This window comes from Pseudomonas sp. A125 (assembly GCF_055409485.1).
Window position 1 is genome coordinate 36,714 of sequence record NZ_JBUZVP010000023.1, and the last position, 17,870, is coordinate 54,583.

At 62.2% G+C, this 17,870-nt stretch carries 20 protein-coding genes; 6 read left to right on the top strand and 14 right to left on the bottom strand.

From position 1 onward, the window contains the following. Positions 1-142 precede the first annotated feature (142 nt). Genes ACZRN6_RS25995 through ACZRN6_RS26025 form a run of 7 tightly spaced genes read right to left on the bottom strand, consistent with a single transcriptional unit; the run spans position 143 to position 6,341 of the window. On the bottom strand, positions 143-1,363 hold the full coding sequence (locus ACZRN6_RS25995) for a sugar MFS transporter (protein WP_322145947.1): 1,221 nt from the start codon (positions 1,361-1,363) through the stop codon (positions 143-145). A 51-nt stretch (positions 1,364-1,414) separates the two neighbouring features. Continuing rightward, the gene (locus ACZRN6_RS26000; RefSeq protein WP_464009175.1) at positions 1,415-1,762 is read right to left on the bottom strand and encodes an L-rhamnose mutarotase; all 348 of its coding nucleotides are present in this window, start codon (positions 1,760-1,762) and stop codon (positions 1,415-1,417) included. Next, positions 1,759-2,532 (bottom strand): L-fucose dehydrogenase, encoded by a 774-nt coding sequence (locus ACZRN6_RS26005; protein ID WP_464009176.1) that lies wholly within the window; start codon positions 2,530-2,532, stop codon positions 1,759-1,761. The genes ACZRN6_RS26000 and ACZRN6_RS26005 overlap by 4 nt, the downstream gene beginning before the upstream one ends. Further along, complete coding sequence (locus ACZRN6_RS26010) at positions 2,529-3,389, bottom strand: amidohydrolase family protein (RefSeq protein WP_464009177.1); 861 nt, start codon at positions 3,387-3,389, stop codon at positions 2,529-2,531. Before ACZRN6_RS26010 ends, ACZRN6_RS26005 begins: the two co-directional genes overlap by 4 nt. Positions 3,390-3,427: 38 nt before the next feature. Beyond that, positions 3,428-4,705, bottom strand: coding sequence for an L-fuconate dehydratase (locus ACZRN6_RS26015; protein WP_322145943.1), 1,278 nt, complete (start codon positions 4,703-4,705; stop codon positions 3,428-3,430). A 20-nt stretch (positions 4,706-4,725) separates the two neighbouring features. After that, on the bottom strand, positions 4,726-5,571 hold the full coding sequence (locus tag ACZRN6_RS26020) for a fumarylacetoacetate hydrolase family protein (protein ID WP_464009178.1): 846 nt from the start codon (positions 5,569-5,571) through the stop codon (positions 4,726-4,728). Between the two features lie 29 nt (positions 5,572-5,600). After that, a complete protein-coding gene (locus ACZRN6_RS26025) occupies positions 5,601-6,341 on the bottom strand; it encodes an SDR family oxidoreductase (protein ID WP_464009179.1) in 741 nt (246 codons plus the stop codon). 234 nt (positions 6,342-6,575) lie between these two features. On the opposite strand from ACZRN6_RS26025, the gene ACZRN6_RS26030 reads away from it, so the two are divergent. Both ACZRN6_RS26030 and ACZRN6_RS26035 read left to right on the top strand, forming a co-directional pair. Further along, complete coding sequence (locus ACZRN6_RS26030) at positions 6,576-7,337, top strand: FadR/GntR family transcriptional regulator (protein ID WP_076016736.1); 762 nt, start codon at positions 6,576-6,578, stop codon at positions 7,335-7,337. After that, the gene (locus ACZRN6_RS26035) at positions 7,334-8,317 is read left to right on the top strand and encodes a diaminopimelate epimerase (protein WP_464009180.1); all 984 of its coding nucleotides are present in this window, start codon (positions 7,334-7,336) and stop codon (positions 8,315-8,317) included. Before ACZRN6_RS26030 ends, ACZRN6_RS26035 begins: the two co-directional genes overlap by 4 nt. Here ACZRN6_RS26035 and codA read toward each other — a convergent pair. From codA to ACZRN6_RS26070, 7 genes are all read right to left on the bottom strand, one after another. Next, positions 8,312-9,547: a cytosine deaminase gene (gene codA / locus ACZRN6_RS26040; RefSeq protein WP_464009181.1), complete on the bottom strand. Its 1,236-nt coding sequence runs from the start codon at positions 9,545-9,547 to the stop codon at positions 8,312-8,314. The genes ACZRN6_RS26035 and codA overlap by 6 nt on opposite strands. Positions 9,548-9,574: 27 nt before the next feature. After that, a complete protein-coding gene (locus ACZRN6_RS26045; RefSeq protein ID WP_464009182.1) occupies positions 9,575-10,792 on the bottom strand; it encodes a PucR family transcriptional regulator in 1,218 nt (405 codons plus the stop codon). Beyond that, entirely contained in the window at positions 10,789-12,057 is a 1,269-nt protein-coding gene (gene codB, locus ACZRN6_RS26050) for a cytosine permease (protein ID WP_464009183.1), read from the bottom strand. The genes ACZRN6_RS26045 and codB overlap by 4 nt, the downstream gene beginning before the upstream one ends. A gap of 201 nt (positions 12,058-12,258) precedes the next feature. Continuing rightward, positions 12,259-12,882, bottom strand: a complete 624-nt coding sequence (locus tag ACZRN6_RS26055) for an NUDIX hydrolase (protein WP_322145936.1) — start codon at positions 12,880-12,882, stop codon at positions 12,259-12,261. A gap of 10 nt (positions 12,883-12,892) precedes the next feature. Next, a complete protein-coding gene (locus tag ACZRN6_RS26060) occupies positions 12,893-13,345 on the bottom strand; it encodes a GNAT family N-acetyltransferase (protein ID WP_464009184.1) in 453 nt (150 codons plus the stop codon). A gap of 73 nt (positions 13,346-13,418) precedes the next feature. Beyond that, on the bottom strand, positions 13,419-13,775 hold the full coding sequence (queD, locus tag ACZRN6_RS26065; RefSeq protein WP_219268315.1) for a 6-carboxytetrahydropterin synthase QueD: 357 nt from the start codon (positions 13,773-13,775) through the stop codon (positions 13,419-13,421). A 180-nt stretch (positions 13,776-13,955) separates the two neighbouring features. Beyond that, positions 13,956-15,035: a patatin-like phospholipase family protein gene (locus tag ACZRN6_RS26070; RefSeq protein ID WP_464009185.1), complete on the bottom strand. Its 1,080-nt coding sequence runs from the start codon at positions 15,033-15,035 to the stop codon at positions 13,956-13,958. Between the two features lie 158 nt (positions 15,036-15,193). On the opposite strand from ACZRN6_RS26070, the gene ACZRN6_RS26075 reads away from it, so the two are divergent. The 4 genes from ACZRN6_RS26075 to ACZRN6_RS26090 are packed head-to-tail and all read left to right on the top strand — an operon-like array spanning position 15,194 to position 17,806. Then, positions 15,194-15,502, top strand: a complete 309-nt coding sequence (locus ACZRN6_RS26075; protein WP_322145933.1) for a PepSY domain-containing protein — start codon at positions 15,194-15,196, stop codon at positions 15,500-15,502. Then, positions 15,502-15,825: a PepSY domain-containing protein gene (locus ACZRN6_RS26080; protein WP_322145932.1), complete on the top strand. Its 324-nt coding sequence runs from the start codon at positions 15,502-15,504 to the stop codon at positions 15,823-15,825. The genes ACZRN6_RS26075 and ACZRN6_RS26080 overlap by 1 nt, the downstream gene beginning before the upstream one ends. After that, complete coding sequence (locus tag ACZRN6_RS26085; protein ID WP_017476155.1) at positions 15,825-16,493, top strand: response regulator transcription factor; 669 nt, start codon at positions 15,825-15,827, stop codon at positions 16,491-16,493. Before ACZRN6_RS26080 ends, ACZRN6_RS26085 begins: the two co-directional genes overlap by 1 nt. Further along, the gene (locus tag ACZRN6_RS26090; protein WP_464009186.1) at positions 16,490-17,806 is read left to right on the top strand and encodes a sensor histidine kinase; all 1,317 of its coding nucleotides are present in this window, start codon (positions 16,490-16,492) and stop codon (positions 17,804-17,806) included. The genes ACZRN6_RS26085 and ACZRN6_RS26090 overlap by 4 nt, the downstream gene beginning before the upstream one ends. Positions 17,807-17,870 lie beyond the last annotated feature (64 nt).

Sequence of the window (17,870 nt, forward strand, 5' to 3'; positions counted from 1 at the left end):
GGGCCACTACCAGCTTGTAGGGCAAATAGTGGTTTGATGTACGAGGTGGTCTGGAAGGTGCGTAATCCCTGCAAGAACTGGCGAACCCCGGGCTTCTTGCGGTGGATTACCACCTTCCAGGCCGACCCTCTCACTCACTGTTTTATGGATGGCGCAAACGGCTACGGGCATACACCGCCACAATCACGAAACACCCCATAGGCAACAGGTAAGCCAGCGCAACCGTGCTGTTATCCGCCACCTTACCCATCAAGTAGGGCATCAGCGCGCCGCCGACAATCGCCATGATCATGAACGAACTGCCGCGTTTGGTGTGCGGCCCAAGGTTTTTCACGCCCATGGCGAACAGCGTCGGGAACATGATCGACATGAAGAAGAACACCGCGATCAGCGCGATCACCGAGATACCCTCTAACCCGACCACCACCAGCGCGCACAACCCGATATTGATCAGCGCATACATCAGCAGCAGTTTCTGCGCGCTGACCCGTCCCATCAGCCAGGTGCTGAAAAAACGCCCGAACATAAAGGCCAGCATCGCGATCGACAGCAGGTAGGCCGCTTGCTGATTGCCCATCTGCGCCCAGTGCTCGGTGACATAGTTGATGAAAAATGCACCGACCCCGACCTGGGCCGCCACGTAGAAAAACTGCGTGATTACCCCTCCGACGAATTCCGGGTACTGCCACAAGCCCTTGCCGGCCACAGGTTGCAGTGCCTGCTCCTGGGCACGCAAATCCGGCAACGGCGTGCGGGCGATCAACAGCGCCACCAGCAACACCAAAACGGCAATCACCACATAGGTGGTTTGTAACGAACTCATGTCCGAGGCCGGTGTGCTGCTGGCGCTGAAAAACATCGCGCCGCCAATCAGCGGGCCGAAGAACTGGCCAAGGCCGTTAAACGATTGCGCCAGGTTCAACCGCCGCTCGGCGCCCTGAGGTTCGCCCAGCACGGTGGCATACGGGTTGGCAGCGGTTTCCAGGCAACCCAGGCCGCAGGCGATGACGAACAGCGCGAACAGGAAGAACGGAAAACTCGCCGCCGCTGCCGCGGGCATGAACAGCAACGCGCCCGCCGCATACAGGCACAGGCCCAGCAGGATCCCGGCCTTGTAGCCATGGCGGTCCATCAGCAACCCCGCCGGTAGGGCGATCAGGAAATACGCGCCGAAATACGCGCTTTGCAGCAGCCCGGACTGGGCCTTGCTGACGTGCAACACTTCCTGGAAGTGCTTGTTCAGGACGTCCAGCAAACCGTAGGACAAGCCCCACAGGAAGAACAGACTGGTCACCAGCATCAGTGCCCAACGATAAGTCGGCACGGCGCGGGTGCCTGGCAGGTGTGTGTCTTTGCTTAACATGACGCTTCTCCTGTTGTTTTTATGGGATCAAGGCGTGCGATGCAGCGGGTATCAAGGTTGGTCGGTAAGGCTGAAAATCTGCGTAAGGGGCTGCCATTTGCCCCCGGGGTCGGTCCATGGCGTGGGCGCCTGGAAACGCCACATCAGGGTTTCCCAGGCTTGCACTTCAGGGTTGTCGCGGGCGGCCTGGTCGAGCCCTTCGAAGCTGAACCCGGCGGTGGTGTCCATGACCATGAACAGCCGCGTGCCCAGGCGCCAGATCTGCATTTGCGCGATGTGCTGGCTGCGCAGATGCCCAGCCACGGCGGGCCAGATGCGTTGATGCAACTGCTGGTACTCGGCGATCAATGCCTCATCGTCGATCAGGTCCAGGGCCAGGCAGTAACGTTGGCCGCTCATGTCAGTGCCCGGTCGAGGTGGGTGTAGCCACCGTCCACCACCAGCCATTGCCCGGTGGTGTGGGAAGCGCGGGGTGAGAGCAGGAACAGCACGCTGTCGGCGATTTCCTCAGGGCTAGTCATTCGTTTGCCCAAGGGGATTTTTTCGACGATGGCGGCGAGCTTGGCTTTGGGGTTGTCGAAGCCGTCGATCCAGCGCTGGTACAGCGGCGTCAAGACCTCTGCGGGCACCACGGCATTGACCCGGATGCCGAATTCCAGCAACGAGGCTGCCCATTCCCGGGTCAGGGATAATTGCGCACCTTTTGCCGCGGTATAACCGCTGGTGCCACCCTGGCCGGTGAGGGCGGTCTTGGAGCTGATATTCACGATTGCCCCGTGGCTGGCCTTGAGAGCGTCGAGGCACAGGTGGGTCATCAGGTAGTAATGAATCAGGTTCTTTTCCAGGGATTCGACAAAGGCTGCACGGCCTGCTTCCAGGCCTACACCGTCGTTGACCCCGGCGTTGTTCACCAGGCCGTCGATGCGCCCGAAACGTTGCAACACGTCGTTGACCGCCGCGCGGCAGGCGTCTTCGTCGCGCAGTTCGACGCGGATGAAGTGGCTTTGACCTTGCTGTTCAAGCTCGGCCGCGAAAGCCGCCGACAACGGTTGATGACCGAAAATCACCGGGATCGCGCCTTCGGCAATCAGCCCCAGGGAGATGGCGGCGCCAATCCCGGAGCCACCGCCGGTGACGATGATCACGCGGTCCTGCAAGTGCAGATTCATGGGCAGTTTCCTTCAAGGTGATAGACCCGCTGGGCGGTGCCGCCCCAGATCGCCTGCTGTTCAACGGGCGACAGTAAGCCGAGGGTCTGTTGCAGCAATTGGCAGGTGCCCTGGTATTCGCCGGCCAACAGGCAAACCGGCCAGTCCGAGCCGAACATCAGGCGGTCGGCGCCGAACAGTTCCAGGGCCAGTTCGATGTAAGGGCGCAGGGCACGGGCGTTGCGTTGGTCGGGACCGGCTTCGGTGAGCAGGCCCGACAGCTTGCAGCTGACGTGGGGCAGGGCGGCCAGCGGCGCCAGGTGTTCGGCCCAACCTGCTGGGCCGTTGGCGATGTCTGGTTTGCCCAGGTGATCGAGCACCAGATGATGACGGTCATGGCGCTGACACAGGGCTGTGGCGGCGTCGAGATCGGCGCAGCGGATCAGCACTTCGTAAACGTAGCCTTGTTGCTGCAGGTGCTGCAGGCCACGGGCAAACCCCGGGTCAGCCATAAAGCTGGCAGGCGCAGGCTCATCCTGAATCTGATGCCGAAAGCCCTTGAGGCGCGGTGCGTCACGCCACTGTTCCAGGTGTTGTTCAAGGGTTGGGTCGCACAGGTCGACCCAGCCGACGACGCCGAGTATCCACGGGTGCTGCCGCGCCATGTCCAGCAGCGCATCGGTTTCTTGTTCACCGGCGCGAGCCTGCACGGCAATGCAGCCATCCAGGCCGGCTGCATCGAGCAACGGCCGCAAATCCTGTGGGAGAAAGTCCCGCCGCAGGTCGGCTTCAGCCGCACCGATCCACGGATAATCAGCGGGCCGGTAGCGCCAGAAGTGCTGGTGTGCATCGAGCCTCAGAGGTGATGGGGACGACATTATTATTGTGCTCCGTCCATTCAAAAATGCATTTCAGGTCACGGCCGGTGGCGGTATTGCTCCCGGGACGCGGCTTTCATCTGGATCGAGAAGCCCGGGGCTTGCGGCGGCAGATACGCCGCGCCGCGCACCACGCAAGGGTCCTCGAAATGCTCGTGCAGGTGGTCGACATACTCGATCACCCGGCCTTCATGGGTACCGGCGATGCACAGGTAGTCGATCATCGACAGGTGCTGCACATACTCGCAAAGCCCGACGCCACCGGCATGTGGGCAAACGGGCAGGCCATATTTAGCCGCCATCAGCATCACCGCCAGCACCTCGTTGACCCCGCCCAGGCGGCAGGCGTCAATCTGCACCACATCGATGGCTTCACGCATGATCAGTTGCTTGAAGATGATCCGGTTCTGGCACATCTCGCCGGTGGCGACCTTGACCGGCGCCACACCCAAGCGAATCTTGCGATGGCCCTCGATATCGTCGGGGCTGGTGGGTTCCTCGATAAACCACGGCTTGGCAAATGCCAATTCGCGCACCCAGTCGATGGCGGTGTCGACTTCCCAGACCTGGTTGGCATCGATCATCAACTGACGGTCCGGCCCCAGCACTTCACGGGCGATGCGTACGCGGCGCAGGTCGTCCTGCAAGTCGTGGCCGACCTTGAGTTTGACGTGGTTAAACCCGGCATCCACCGCTTCCTGGCACAGCCTGCGCAGCTTTTCGTCGCCATAACCAAGCCAGCCGGCGGAGGTGGTGTAGCAGGGGTAGCCATTGGCTTGCAGGTCGGCCATGCGCTCGGCCTTGCCTTCGGCGCGCTGGCGCAGCAAGGCCAGGGCTTCGCTTGGGGTGATGCAGTCGGTGATGTAGCGGAAGTCGATGCACCGCACCAGCTGTTCCGGGCTCATGTCGGCCACCAGGCGCCATAAGGGCTTTCCTTCGGCCTTGGCCCACAAGTCCCACGCGGCGTTGACGATTGCCCCAGTGGCCAGGTGGATCGCGCCCTTGTCCGGGCCGATCCAGCGCAACTGGCTGTCGCTGGTGACATGCCGCCAGAAACGGCCCATGTCTTCAGCGATCCATTCCAGGGTCAGGCCCACCAGCAGCGGCTGCATGGCCTGGATCGCCGCGCAGCAAATCTCGTTGCCACGGCCGATGGTGAAGGTCAGGCCGTGGCCTTCAAGGGCCGGGTTGTCGGTCTGCAAAATCACGTAGGCGGCCGAGTAGTCCGGGTCCGGGTTCATGGCATCGGAACCGTCCAGGGACTGGGACGTAGGAAAGCGGATATCTTCGACGCGAATCGCGGTAATGGTGGTCATGAACGGCTCCTTGGCTCTTGTCAGGCGTCGACCGTGGTCTGGTTCTGTTCGCCAAGGCCTTCGATGCCCAGGCGGATCTTTTGCCCAGGCTTGAGGTAGACCGGCGTCGGCTTGATGCCCAGGCCGACACCGGGCGGGGTGCCGGTGGAAATCACATCCCCCGGTTGCAGGCTCATGAACTGGCTCAGGTAGCTGATCAGCTTGGGGATCTGGAAAATCATCGTGCGGGTGTTGCCGTCCTGGTAGCGGTGGCCGTCGACTTCGAGCCAGATCGACAGCTGGTGCGGGTCAGCGATTTCATCCCGGCTGACCAGCCACGGGCCCAGCGGGCCGAAGGTGTCGCAGCCTTTGCCCTTGTCCCAGGTGCCGCCGCGTTCCAGCTGGAATTCGCGCTCGGAGACGTCGTTGATCACGCAGTAACCGGCCACGTGTTGCATGGCCTGGCTTTCCTCGATGTAGCGGCCGCCCTGGCCGATCACCACGCCCAGCTCGACTTCCCAGTCGGTCTTGGTGGAGTGGCGCGGGATCTCGATATTGTCATTGGGGCCGACGATGGCGCTGGTCCATTTGTTGAAGATGATCGGCTCGTCGGGGATCGGCGCGCCTGTTTCGGCGGCGTGATCGGCGTAGTTCAGGCCGATGCAGATGAGTTTTCCCACTTGGCCGACGCAGGCGCCCAAGCGCGGATTACCCGGTACCAAGGGCAGGCTCGCAGGGTCGAGTGCTTGCAGGCGAGCGAGGGTATGCGGCAGCAAAGCATCTCCTGCCACATCGCTGATGTGGGCAGACAAGTCGCGCAGACGGCCGTCGGCGTCCAGCAGGGCCGGGCGTTCTTGACCTTTTTCACCATAGCGCAGCAATTTCATGAGCAGTCCTCTTGTTAGGCAGTGGGCGGTCAGTTGCTCCAGCCGCCGTCAATAATCTGGGTGGTGCCGGTGGTAAACGCGCTGGCATCGCAGCCAAGGTACAGCGCCAACTGGGCGATTTCCTGGGGCGTGCCCAGGCGTCCCATCGGCTGGCGCGCAGTGAAGGCGGCGTACACCTCGTCCTGCTGGCGACCTTCGCGGCTGGCTTGTTCGATGATGCGTTGCTGCAGCGAAGGCGACTCCACGGTGCCGGGGCAGATGGCGTTGCAGCGGATGCGCTGGGTGACGAAGTCGGCCGCGACGGATTTGGTCAGGCCGATGACCGCGGCCTTGCTGGCGCAGTAAGCAAAGCGGTTGGGCACGCCCTTGAGGCTGGAGGCCACCGACGACATGTTGATAATCGAGCCGCCGCCCGCCGCCAGCATCCCCGGCAGAAACGCGCGGATCATGCGGTACATGGCAGTGACGTTGAGGTCCAGGGCAAACGCCCAGTCGCTTTCCGGGCATTCAAGGATAGTGCCGGCGTGCACCACGCCTGCGCAGTTGAACAGCACATCGAGCGGGCCGACCTCGGCGGCGAGGCGTTGGATGGCGCTGGCGTCGGTCACGTCCAGCACTACCGTTTGCGCGCCCGGCAGGTCAGCGAGCGCCTGTTGATTGATATCGGCTGCAATCACTTCGGCGCCAGCCGCCAGATAGGCTTCGACGCTGGCGCGGCCAATGCCCTGGGCGGCGGCGGTGATCAGCACGCGTTTACCGGTGAGGTCCATGACAGACTCCCTAGATTGTTATTATTGGCGCAATGGTCAGGCCATTAAGGGCGTAAAACACCTGCATCTGCGGCATAGCGAACCGTGGTGGGTTTGCTATGATCAGCACACTGGAAACGATCCAATGGTCAGGCCATTGATCCAATTTTTAGCATGGGTTCTCGCGGTCAACAAGCGGCTTTTTCGCGAGTTGATCATTTGGACCGTGCCGTGCATGAATCGAGCTGAACCTAGATGCCATTTCAAGTTATTGATAACCAACGTCTTTATCGACAGATTGCCGACCAGCTACGGGCGTTGATCGACAGTGGAGAATTTCCGCCGGGCAGCCGTCTGCCAGCCGAACGTGAGCTGGCCAAACTGTTGGGCGTGAGTCGCGCCTCTGTGCGCGAAGCGATGATTGCCCTAGAAGTGATCGGCCTGGTGGACGTGCGCGTGGGCAATGGCGTGCTGGTGTGCGAACCGGTGCAGCCCAAAGTCAGCCAAGAACCGGTGATGGCCCAGGCCACCCGGGACCAATGGAAAGAATTCGATCCGGAACTCAATCTGCACGTCGACTTCAATGCCGAAATCCCGCCGTTTTCCTTGCTTCAAGCCCGTCGCCTGATTGAGCCGGAAGCCGCTGCCCTGGCCGCCAAACACGCTACCGATGAAGAGTTGGCGGGTATCCGCGAGGCGTTCGAACGCAACGTACAGGACAACCGCGAAGGCTCCCACACCCATCCGGGTGATCGCCTGTTCCACATTCGCATCGCCCAGGCCTCGGGCAATCCGGCCTATGCGCTGATGATTGCGCACTTGCTGGGGCATCGATACGGCAGCATGTTCCAGCGGTTGCAGGCGCACTACACCTCGGACGACATGCCCCATCGTTCGGAAGACGAGCATCGCAAGATCCTCGATGCCCTGGAGCAGCGGGACGTGGAAGGTGCGCGCCAGGCCATGCGCAAGCACCTGGAAGAGGTGGTACGGATCTTTATGCGGACTGCGCAATGAGCGTTTTCTACGATGCGCGGGGCAATATTTACGGTGTGACCAGCCCGGCGTTGTTGCGCAGTAAAGGTGTCGAGGTGCCGGACAACGCCGCCTTGGCCGCAAACAGTCGGAGCGCCTGGGCACTGGCGGCGATTGCTTCAGAGTGCGGTTGGGGTTCGCAACCGCGCCCGTCCGAGGCCAAGGCTCATCGGTGTGATGGTCTGCTGGTGGGACCGTTCCAGGCCGAACCGCCGTTTGACCTGCTGATCGTCAACACCGATGGATCCTTGGCGGAGCGCAGTGGCAATGGCCTGACGATTTTTGCCCAGTCGTTGACCGACCAGGCATTGATGACTCAAGCCTGTGACCTGCGGGTGCATCACGACAAGGCGGATGCACAGTCTCCGGTGGTTACACGGGTTGAGCCTGCAGTGTACGAGGAGGTGCAGGGCTTCTGGCTGGCGCTGGGGCGCCCCGAATGGGGGCCTTCGGCGGTGGGGGCGGTTGGCGTTGGTGTGGTCTGGCTTGAAGGCACCGAGGTGAGCCATGTTGCGCCGCTGGCTGCACTCAACCCCGAGTGGAGTTACAGCCAGTTTGTGCGCGTGGGCAACCCTCATTGCGTGACGCTGGTGCAGGATGCGTCGGCGTTGCCGGACAACGCGCAGATGCATCGGCCAGCGTTGTTCGACCCGCTGAGGGCGATCGCTTTTGCGCCGCCTGCCGGGGCCGGTCAACCGTGTGTTTCGGGGGTGAACCTGCAGTGGGCGGCCCGGGATTCAGGCAATCGTGTTGTCGCCCGTGTATTTGAGCGCGGCGAGGGGCCAACGGCGTCCTCCGGGACCAGCGCCAGTGCCGTGGCGTGCGCCGCCTGGTCTGCAGGATGGGTGGCTGCCGGGGAAGTGGCGGTGGTGATGCCCGGCGGTACGGCGCCGGTGCGCTTACACGCACAAGCGGGTGAGTTGCTGCACGTCAGCCTGTTCGGAACGGCGCGGCGTTTATAAAAACTCCACCTGCGCCGGCTGGCGCTTCATCAGCACCTTGCCTGCGCGAATCGAATACAACGGCAAGCCCTGGCTGCGAATCACTTCGTAGTCGCTGTCTGCAGACAGGATCAGCAGGTTCGCCGGGCGCCCCGGCTCCAGGCCATAACGATCGCCCAGGGCCATGGCCTTGGCGCTGTTGTCGGTCACCAGGTCCAGCGCGCTTTGCAGGTTGCGGTAGCCAAGCATGTGGCAGATATGCAAACCGGCTTCCAGCACTCGCAAAATGTTGCCGTTACCCAGCGGATACCAAGGGTCGACGATGGAGTCCTGGCCGAAACAGACGTTCATGCCAGCCTCCAGTAATTCGTTCACCCGGGTTACGCCCCGACGTTTCGGGAAGCTGTCGAAGCGGCCCTGCAAGTGAATACTTTCCGTCGGGCAGGAGACAAAGCTGATGCCCGAATGCCCCAGCAGGCGGAAGAGTTTGGCGCAGTAGGCATTGTCGTAGGAACCCATGGCCGTGGTGTGGCTGGCGGTCACGCGGGCACCCATGTCGCGGCTGCGGGCTTCTTCGGCCAGCACTTCGAGAAAACGCGAATGCGGGTCGTCGGTTTCGTCGCAGTGCACGTCCACCAGGCAGCCGGTGCGCTCGGCCAGGTCCATCAGGAACTTTACCGAACTCACCCCTTGGTCGCGGGTGTATTCAAAGTGCGGGATACCGCCGATCACGTCGGCGCCCAAACGGATGGCTTCTTCCATCAGTTCGCGGCCATTGCGGTAGGACTCGATACCTTCCTGCGGGAACGCGACGATTTGCAGGTCGATCAGGTGGGCGCTGTCCTCGCGCACTTCGAGCATGGCCTTGAGCGCGGTGAGACCCGGGTCGGTGACGTCGACATGGGTACGCACATGCTGGATACCATGGGCGGCCAGGGTATGGATGGTTTTTTTGGCGCGGGCCTTGGTGTCTTCCAGGGTGATGGTGGCCTTGCGTTCGCCCCAGCATTCGATGCCTTCAAACAGTGTGCCGCTCATGTTCCAGCGCGGCTCGCCGGCGGTCAGCGTTGCGTCAAGGTGGATGTGCGGTTCGACAAAGGGCGGCACCACCAGGTTGCCGGCGGCATCCAGGTCTTCGGGGCCTGCTATGGGGGCTGCGCCTTGGGGGGTGATGCTGGCGATCCGGCCGTGTTCCAGGTGCAGATCATGCAGGCCTTCACGGTTGCGCAGGCGGGCGTTGATGATGTGCATGGGCAAGTTCCTCTTGGCAAAAAACAATCAGGCAGACAGCCGCCAGATCATCAGCGCGATGCCGATGTCCAGGCGGTCATAAGAGTTGTCCAGCTTCAGCCCGCACAGGGCCTCGATACGCTGGACGCGGTGCGTCAGGGTGTTGCGGTGAACCGCCAGCCGCTGCGCGGCGGCCACAAGGTTACCATTCTCGTGGAACCAGGCTTGCAGGGTTGGCATCAGGCTCGGGCCGTGGTGCAGGTCGTGGCGCAGCAGCGGCCCCAGGCGTTCGTTAAGAAACTGGTCGAGCAGGGCGCGATCTCGCACGCCACTGAGCAACTTGAGCACCCCCAACTCGTCGTAGACACACAACCCGGCGCGCTCACTGAATCGTCGTGCTGCGGCCAGCGCCTGGCGTGCCTCATCCAATGCCTGGGCCAGCCGAGCGGGCGGGTGTGCGGCAGCACTCAGGCCGATAAACAGTTTCAACGGTGCCAGGCGCAGGTTCAGCCCTTTTAACCAACCCGCCAACAACTGGCGGTTGGCCAATGCGGCACCCGCATCCATTGCAGGCAGCAGCAACGTCCACTGCCCGGCGCGCCCCAGCACCGGCAGGCGCGAGGGGTGCTGCGCCGAAAACTGGCGCAAACGCCGAGTAATCGCATCGTGCTGACGTGCCAGTTGCGCCTCGACCACGGGCGCCTCTGCCTGGGCAAACAGGGCATCACTGCCGTCCAGTTGCAATTGGACGAGCTGCCAATGCCCGGCCAACGGCATGCCCAACTGCGCGGCGCGATGCAGCAGCAAATCCAGGGATTGATAATCACCAGCCAACAGGCGTTCCAGTACGTCATGCCGCGAGCGCCCCAGCTGTTGCGACTGGATCAGCGCCGAACCGACCGCCTGGGTTACCAGGACCATCTTCAAGGAATATGGCTGTTCGATAAGCGGCATGCCCGCTTCTTGCGCCGCTTGCAGCAAGCGCTGGGGAATGGCCTGGATGTAATCCGCGCCTGTGAGGATCACCAGGCCAGCCACCTGGCGCTGACACGCTTCGTCCAGCAACACCAGCAGGTTGGCCTCATCCCGTGGATGATTGATGCCAGTGACGAACACCAGCTCGCCGCCCAGCACCCATTCGGCGATGCCGCTGTTTTCTGCGACATAGGGCCAGCGCACGGTGTTCTGCAGGCCAGCTTCCCCGGCCCGCAGGCACATCGACTCCAGGCCGGGCAAGGCCAGCACATCGGCGATCGTCAGGCTCATGCCCGGGCGTCAGCCAAAGGTGCCCGCACCCGCAGCACACTGGTCAGTACGATGTAGGTCAGCGACGCCGCGACAATCCCCACCAACGGCGCCACCCAGGGTGAGTGAAACGCCAGCACTGTACCCACCGCGTAGGCGATCAGCCCCGGCCAATTGAATGCCGGCAAACGCGTCTCGGCCAGGCGCGGGTATTGGCCGCGATAGCGGTAGAAGAAGTCCGCCATGATCACGCCACCAATCGGCGGAATGACCGTGCCCAGCAGGATCAGGTAGGGCACCAGCATGTCGTACATGCCCAGCAGCGCCAGCACGGTGCCGATGACTGCACCGACCAGGGTTACCGTTTTGCGCCGTTTGGTGCGCAGCAGGTTGCAGCCGGCGACGGCGAAGTTGTAGATGGTGTTGTCCTGGGTGCTCCAGATATTCAACAGCAGCATTGCCATGGCGGCCATGGCAAAGCCTTGCAACAGCAGCACCTCGACCACGTCTGGTTGCTGGTAGACGATGGCGCCATAAGCACCGATCAGCACCATCAAGCCATTGCCGATAAAAAAGCCGATCAGGCTGGCCAGTACCGCGACCTTGGCCGAGCGCGAGAACCGCGTCCAGTTGGTGGCCTGGGTCGCGCCACTGACAAAGGTGCCGAACACCAACGTGATCGCAGTGGACAAGTCCAGTTCACCCGTGGGCACGACCGCCAGCAGCCCGTCCAGCCCGCCGACCTTGACCGTGGCCACCCACATCGACAGAAACAGCAAGATGCCCATGGCCGGCACGGCGATGTAGGACAGGATCTCCAACCCGCGATAGCCCACGTAGGCCGTCGCGCAGAACACCATGCCGAACAGCACCATCAGTCCCAATACGCTGCCCTGGCCCAATTCGAAATACTTGCCCAGCACCACGGCGGCGGTAGCGGTGCCCCAGGCGTACCAGCCGATCTGGGTGAACCCGAGGATCAAGTCGCTCAACTTGCTGCCCACTTCGCCGAAGCAGAAGCGCCCCATGAGCACCGAATTCAAACCGCTCTTGAACGCGATGTAACCCAGGCCTGCGGCGTAGATACCCAACAGCAGGTTACCCAGGGCCACGACGCCGAGCATCTGGGTAAAGCTGAAGGCCACCCCCAGCTTGCCGCCGGCGAACATGGTCGCGGTAAAAAAGGTAAAGCCCAACAACACCATTGCGGTGGAGGCCAGGCCCTTGCGGGCGTGCATGGGCACCTCGCTGAGAGGGTAGTCATTGCCCGGTTCGTTCTGCGTCATGTGCCTTTCTCCCTGAATGAGTGACGCAGGCCCGTTGCACCCGTCGTGCCAAGTGCAGGCCAGTGACCGGCGCACGGTGGGGGCTGTGCATACTGCACAGTATTTATAGCAAAAGCGGCAGAACATGCCGGCGGGATTGGTCTTTGTGCCCAGTCAGGCGCGAAAGCGGTGCAGCGGTGATACAAATTGGATCACCCTTATTCAATCGAACAGGGTGTGGGTGGTTTCCCCGCGATGAAACGCAAAGGCGGCTTCAAGGTCGCTTTCGATAGTGCGGCCGCGGGACAGCGGTGGCAGTTCGTCGAGGCGGAAGAACCCGACTTCGGTGGTTTCGAAACCGGCCATCGGCGCCCGTTGATCCACTCGTTCGCACAGAAAGTAGAGTTTGTAGAAGTCCCGGATATCCGGCCGGTACAAACCTTTGGCCTTGTGAGTGACGCTGTACAGCGCCCGGGCAGTGACGGTCAGCCCGGCCTCTTCGTGGATTTCCTTGATGATGTTTTCAGCCGCTGAGAGGCCAATGTCCGCATAACCGCCGGGCAGCGCCCAGCAGCCATCTGTCAGTTCACGCACCAACAGGATCCGGTCGCCGTCGATTACCGCGCCGCGCACATCAATCATCGGCGTCGAATAGCGCTTGGCAAAATCCGGCACCAGCCCGCTGATGCGTTCCAGCGGCACCTCGCCCAACTGCGCGAGCATGCTGTGGGCAATCTGGGCGATTTCTTCGAGGCGCTCGCGTTCGAAGTCATCGGTGCAAAAGTGCAGCCCCGTGGAGGCCAATGCTTGCAAGCGCTTGGCTTGGGCGAGCCAGGTGTTTTCCATGGGAGCTCCTTCAGTGAGAAGCGCCGAGGTCTTTCTGCATGTAGACCCGGCGCAGGCCGTTTTCCTCGGTGCGATGGGTTTGCGTATAGCCTTTGCGGGCGTACAGCGCAATATTTTCGGTCATTGCTTCGTTGGTGTAGAGACGGATGACGCCATGGGTGGCCTGGCTTTGCGTGAACGCCAGCAATAGGCTCCCGTAACCCAGACCTTGCGCGCCCGGGTCGACCGCCAGGTTGTCCAGCAGCAGGTACTCGTCGTGATGGATCAGCACGACAAAGCCGTGCACCTGGCCTGCGCGCTCCAGAACGTGTACCCGCCCAGCGGCGACCTGTTGACGATAGTCATCCAGCATCGGCCCTGGCTTGCGCCCGATTCGTTCGATGTAAGGGGAGTAGGCGGCGTGGACGATGGTCTCGATGGTTGCGATATCGTCAACGGTGGCGGGGCGGATAAGGGTTGGCATCGCGGCGGACCTCCAGAATCACTTGTGGCGAGGGGGCTTGCCCCCTCACCACAGTGGTTTTTTACATCGCCGCTTATTCGCCGCGATAAATGCAGCCGCTGGTGCAGGTCTCATGGATGCGAATCGCGCTGAGTTCCGGCAACAGCGGTTTCAATTCAGTCCAGATCCACTTGGCCAGCACTTCGCTGGTCGGGTTCTCAAGGCCTGGGATGTCATTGAGGTAGTTGTGGTCGAGGCGTTCGTAGAGCGGCTTGAAAATCGCCTTGATCTCCGAGAAGTCGCGGATCCAGCCGGTATGCGGGTCGAGGTCGCCGCTGAGGTGGATCGCCACCTTGAACGAATGGCCATGCAGGCGCCCGCATTTGTGGCCTTGCGGAACGTGGGGCAAGCGGTGGGCAGATTCGAATGTAAATTCTTTGAAGATTTCCACAGGGTTTTTCAGCTCGGTGAGGTGTCTGGCAGGCGGCGAGTTTAACAGTTTGTTACCTCGCCGCGCACATACCGCGTAGCAGCTGTCGAGCCTTGGCGAGGCGGCGTTTTCGGTTTGTCTGGCAAACCGAGGTGCTGCTGACGCAGCCTCGCTTGGGCTCGACAGCTGCTACGGGGGGCGTCAGAGAGCCAGCAGGCGTTCGCCCAATTGCCCGTTATCGGCCAGTTGCAAAAATTCATCCCCCAGCCGTTGGCTTTCGCTCATCGCGGTTTGCCAGTACTTGTTACGGCCAGGGTCATCGCCCATAAAGCGCTTGAAGTCACTGCGGTCTGGCAGTTTGCCGTGAGGCAGGCGGGCGAGATACTCCTTCGACGGCGCCACTAGCAATACATCCTGCAACCCTTGTTGATTGGCGCGCCGCCACGGCAAACCTTTATCGAACCAGCCGGGGATAACCCGGTCGGTGAAGTGCGGGTACAGCACGATGTCATCGCCGTGGTAGGGCAGGTCGAGGTGATAGTCCAGCAGGCCGCCATCGCGGTAAGTGCCTGTGCCTGCACCCGGCAGGTCGCGCACACCTTGCATCACCATGGGGATCGAGCCGGACGCCAGCAGCGCCTGGCGCAGGTTGCCCAGTTCCAGGTTAAGGAAGCGCGAGGGGAAATCCGTGAGCGCATGCAGCGGTGGCGCCTGGCGTGGGTCGTGGACGATCAGCCGTTCGAAGTGGCGTGACAGGCGTGCGCGGCCCCGCAGGTTGTCGGCGATCACGGATGACAGGCCCAGGCCGAGACGACCACGGTGGTCGTCGGCGAGCAGGCCGTGGCTTTTGACCACCATGATGTTCAGCCGGTAGTTCGGGTTGTCGAGTACCCGCGCATCGCGGCCGGCCAGCAGGTCGTCGAGCATGCGTACGCAACTCTGGCTGACTTCGGCCATGGTCACGCCTTTGGCAAAGCGCTGTTCGTTATACAACCGGCCCAGGTCCAGCAGGCCTTGCACCGGGTCGGGCAGGCAGGCACTGGCGAAACGCCACGAGCCAATCGAGGCGCCGATCAGCGCACGCTCGCGTGGCGCGCGCGGCAGCCAGTCACCGAACAGCGCCAGGTCCAGCCCCTGGATACCCAAGGCCTTGGGGCCACCGGCGGCGCCGGGCAGGATGCCGACATCTGCAGGCGCGAGGCCCTGCTCGCGGATGCGCGCGAAGGCACATTTGCCGGCCTTGAGGGTCAAGGCTGGGAACTTCATATGGATAGCAGTCATACCGGTCTCATTTACCGCAAGCAGGGCAGTATAGAAAATCCTGGCCGGTTGCAGGCAAAGGTGTTGCAGAGAATTGCCATGGTGGCAATTCAGTTTCAGTTAAGTTGGATCCAGTACCGTGAGCCCGTAGGCAAAATATCCTGAAACGGAGACTCACCATGAAAACCCTCACAGCCTTGATCGCCAGCAGTATCATCACCCTCACCGCGGGTGTCGCCCAGGCTCGCGACCTGGGGCCGGACGAAGCACTGAAGTTGCGCGACGCTGGTACCATCGTGTCCTTCGAGAAGCTCAATGCCACGGCCCTGGCCAAACATCCTGGCGCCACCGTTCATGAAACCGAGCTTGAAGAGGAATACGGCAAATACCTTTATCAGGTTGAACTGCGTGACGCCCAGGGCGTTGAGTGGGACCTGGAACTGGACGCCGTCACCGGGGCTGTCCTCAAGGATCATCAGGATACGTAATGAAGGTAAATCTGCGCACCAGCGCTCAAATGGCACTGGTGCTCCTGGCATTTTGCTCAGGCCTGGCTGCTCGGGACCTGGGCCCGGACGAAGCGCTGCGCCTGCGCCAGAAGGGCGTGATCGCGCCGCTTGAACATCTGCTGGGCCCCGCGTTCGAGCGCTACCCGGGCGCCAAGCTGCTCGACGCCGAGCTTGAAGAGCACAAGGATCGCCCTGTGCGCTATATCTATGAAATCGAACTGTTGACGGTGGAAGGCGTGGTGCGTGAGATCGAACTCGACGCCAACACCGGCCAACTGCTCAAAGACAAGGAAGACGACTGATGCGCCTGCTCCTGGTGGAAGACCACGTACCCCTGGCCGACGAACTGATGGCCGGCCTCAACCGCCAGGGTTATGCGGTGGACTGGCTGGCGGACGGGCGCGATGCGGTGTACCAGGGGCGCAGCGAACCCTACGACCTGATCATCCTCGACCTCGGCCTGCCGGGTTTGCCGGGGCTTGAGGTATTGACGCAGTGGCGCGCCGCTGGCCTGGCCACGCCGGTGCTGATCCTCACCGCCCGCGACTCCTGGGCCGAACGCATCGAAGGGCTCAAGGCCGGGGCCGATGATTACCTGAGCAAGCCGTTCCATCCCGAGGAGCTGCACCTGCGTATCCAGGCGTTGCTGCGGCGCTCCCATGGCCAGGCCAATCAGCCCACCTTGCAAGCCGCCGGCTTGCATCTGGACGAAGGCCGCCAATGCGTGATGCGTGACGGCGAGGAGATCCAGCTGACCGCCGCCGAGTTTCGGTTGTTGCGTTACTTCATGCTGCACCCCGAGCAAATCCTTTCAAAAAGCCACTTGGCCGAGCACTTGTACGATGGCGAGACCGAGCGTGATTCCAATGTGCTGGAAGTGCACGTCAATCACCTGCGCCGCAAGTTGGGCCGCAGCGTGATCGAGACCCGGCGCGGCCAGGGTTACCGGTTTGGCGCCAGCCCTGCATGAAGTCGATCCAGCGGCGCCTGAGCCTGGGGCTGATCAGCGTGATGGTGATCGTCGGCCTGGTACTGGCGCAGACCAGCCTGTGGCTGTTCGAAATGGGCCTGCAGCGCTACCTGGAATCGGGCTTGCGCAACGACAGTGAGAACCTGCTGGTAGCGCTTGTGCGTGGGCCAGCGGGTGTGCAGCTGGATGAGCAACGGCTGTCGCCGGCCTACCAACGGCCGTTTTCCGGGCACTATTTTCGTATCGACTTTGCCGACACACACTGGCGTTCGCGCTCGTTATGGGACCAGGAACTGCCACAGCTGCCCCAGGCCGGGCTCAAGGGCAACCTGCAATTGGGCCCGGAGGGCCAACAGTTGCTGGTGTTGCGTTCGGACTACAAACGCTTCGGCCAGTCGATTTCCATCAGCGTGGCCCAGGACTACACCCCGGTCAGGGAAAGCTTTCGCCTGATGCGCCAGATTGGCCTGGTGCTGGGGCTGGCGGCGCTGTTACTGATCCTGATCCTGCAGCGGGTCACCGTGCGCCGCGCCTTGCGCCCGCTGGAGACTGCGCGTAACCAGATCGCCCAACTGCAACAAGGCCAGCGCTCGCAACTGGACACCCAGGTCCCGGTGGAACTGGAACCGCTGGTGGCGCAGATCAACCATTTGCTGGCCCACACCGAAGACAGCCTCAAGCGCTCACGCAATGCCTTGGGCAACCTCGGCCATGCCTTGAAAACCCCATTGGCGGTGCTGTTGAGCGTGGCGTCCAGCGAGCAGCTCAAGGACCACCCGCAGTTGAGCAAGTTGCTGCGCGAACAGTTGGAGCAGGTGCAGCAACGGCTTAACCGCGAACTCAATCGTGCCCGCCTGGCCGGCGAGACGCTGCCCGGCGCCCTGTTTGACTGCGATGGCGAGTTGCCGGGCCTGCTGGCGACCTTGAACATGATCCATGGCGAACATCTGGATTTGAGTTACCGCGTACGCCCCGGTTTGCAATTGCCGTGGGACCGCGAGGACCTGCTGGAGCTGTTGGGCAACCTGCTGGATAACGCGTGTAAATGGGCGGATGCGGAGATCGTGTTGAGCATCGGCGAAACCGCCGAAGGCTTTCGGCTGGCGGTGGAAGATGACGGGCCGGGAATTCCCGAGAGCCAGCGCGACCAGGTCTTCAGCCGAGGCACACGGCTGGATGAGCAGACTGACGGCCATGGCCTGGGACTGGGGATCGTGCGGGATATCGTCGAGGTGTGGGGCGGGGGACTTTTGTTGCAGGAGAGCGAGCTGGGCGGGTTAAAGGTAGTTATCGACCTGCCACGCCGCCATTGAAAACAAACCGTAGCAGCTGTCGAGCCTCGGCGAGGCTGCGTTGCGGTATGCCTGACACACCGCC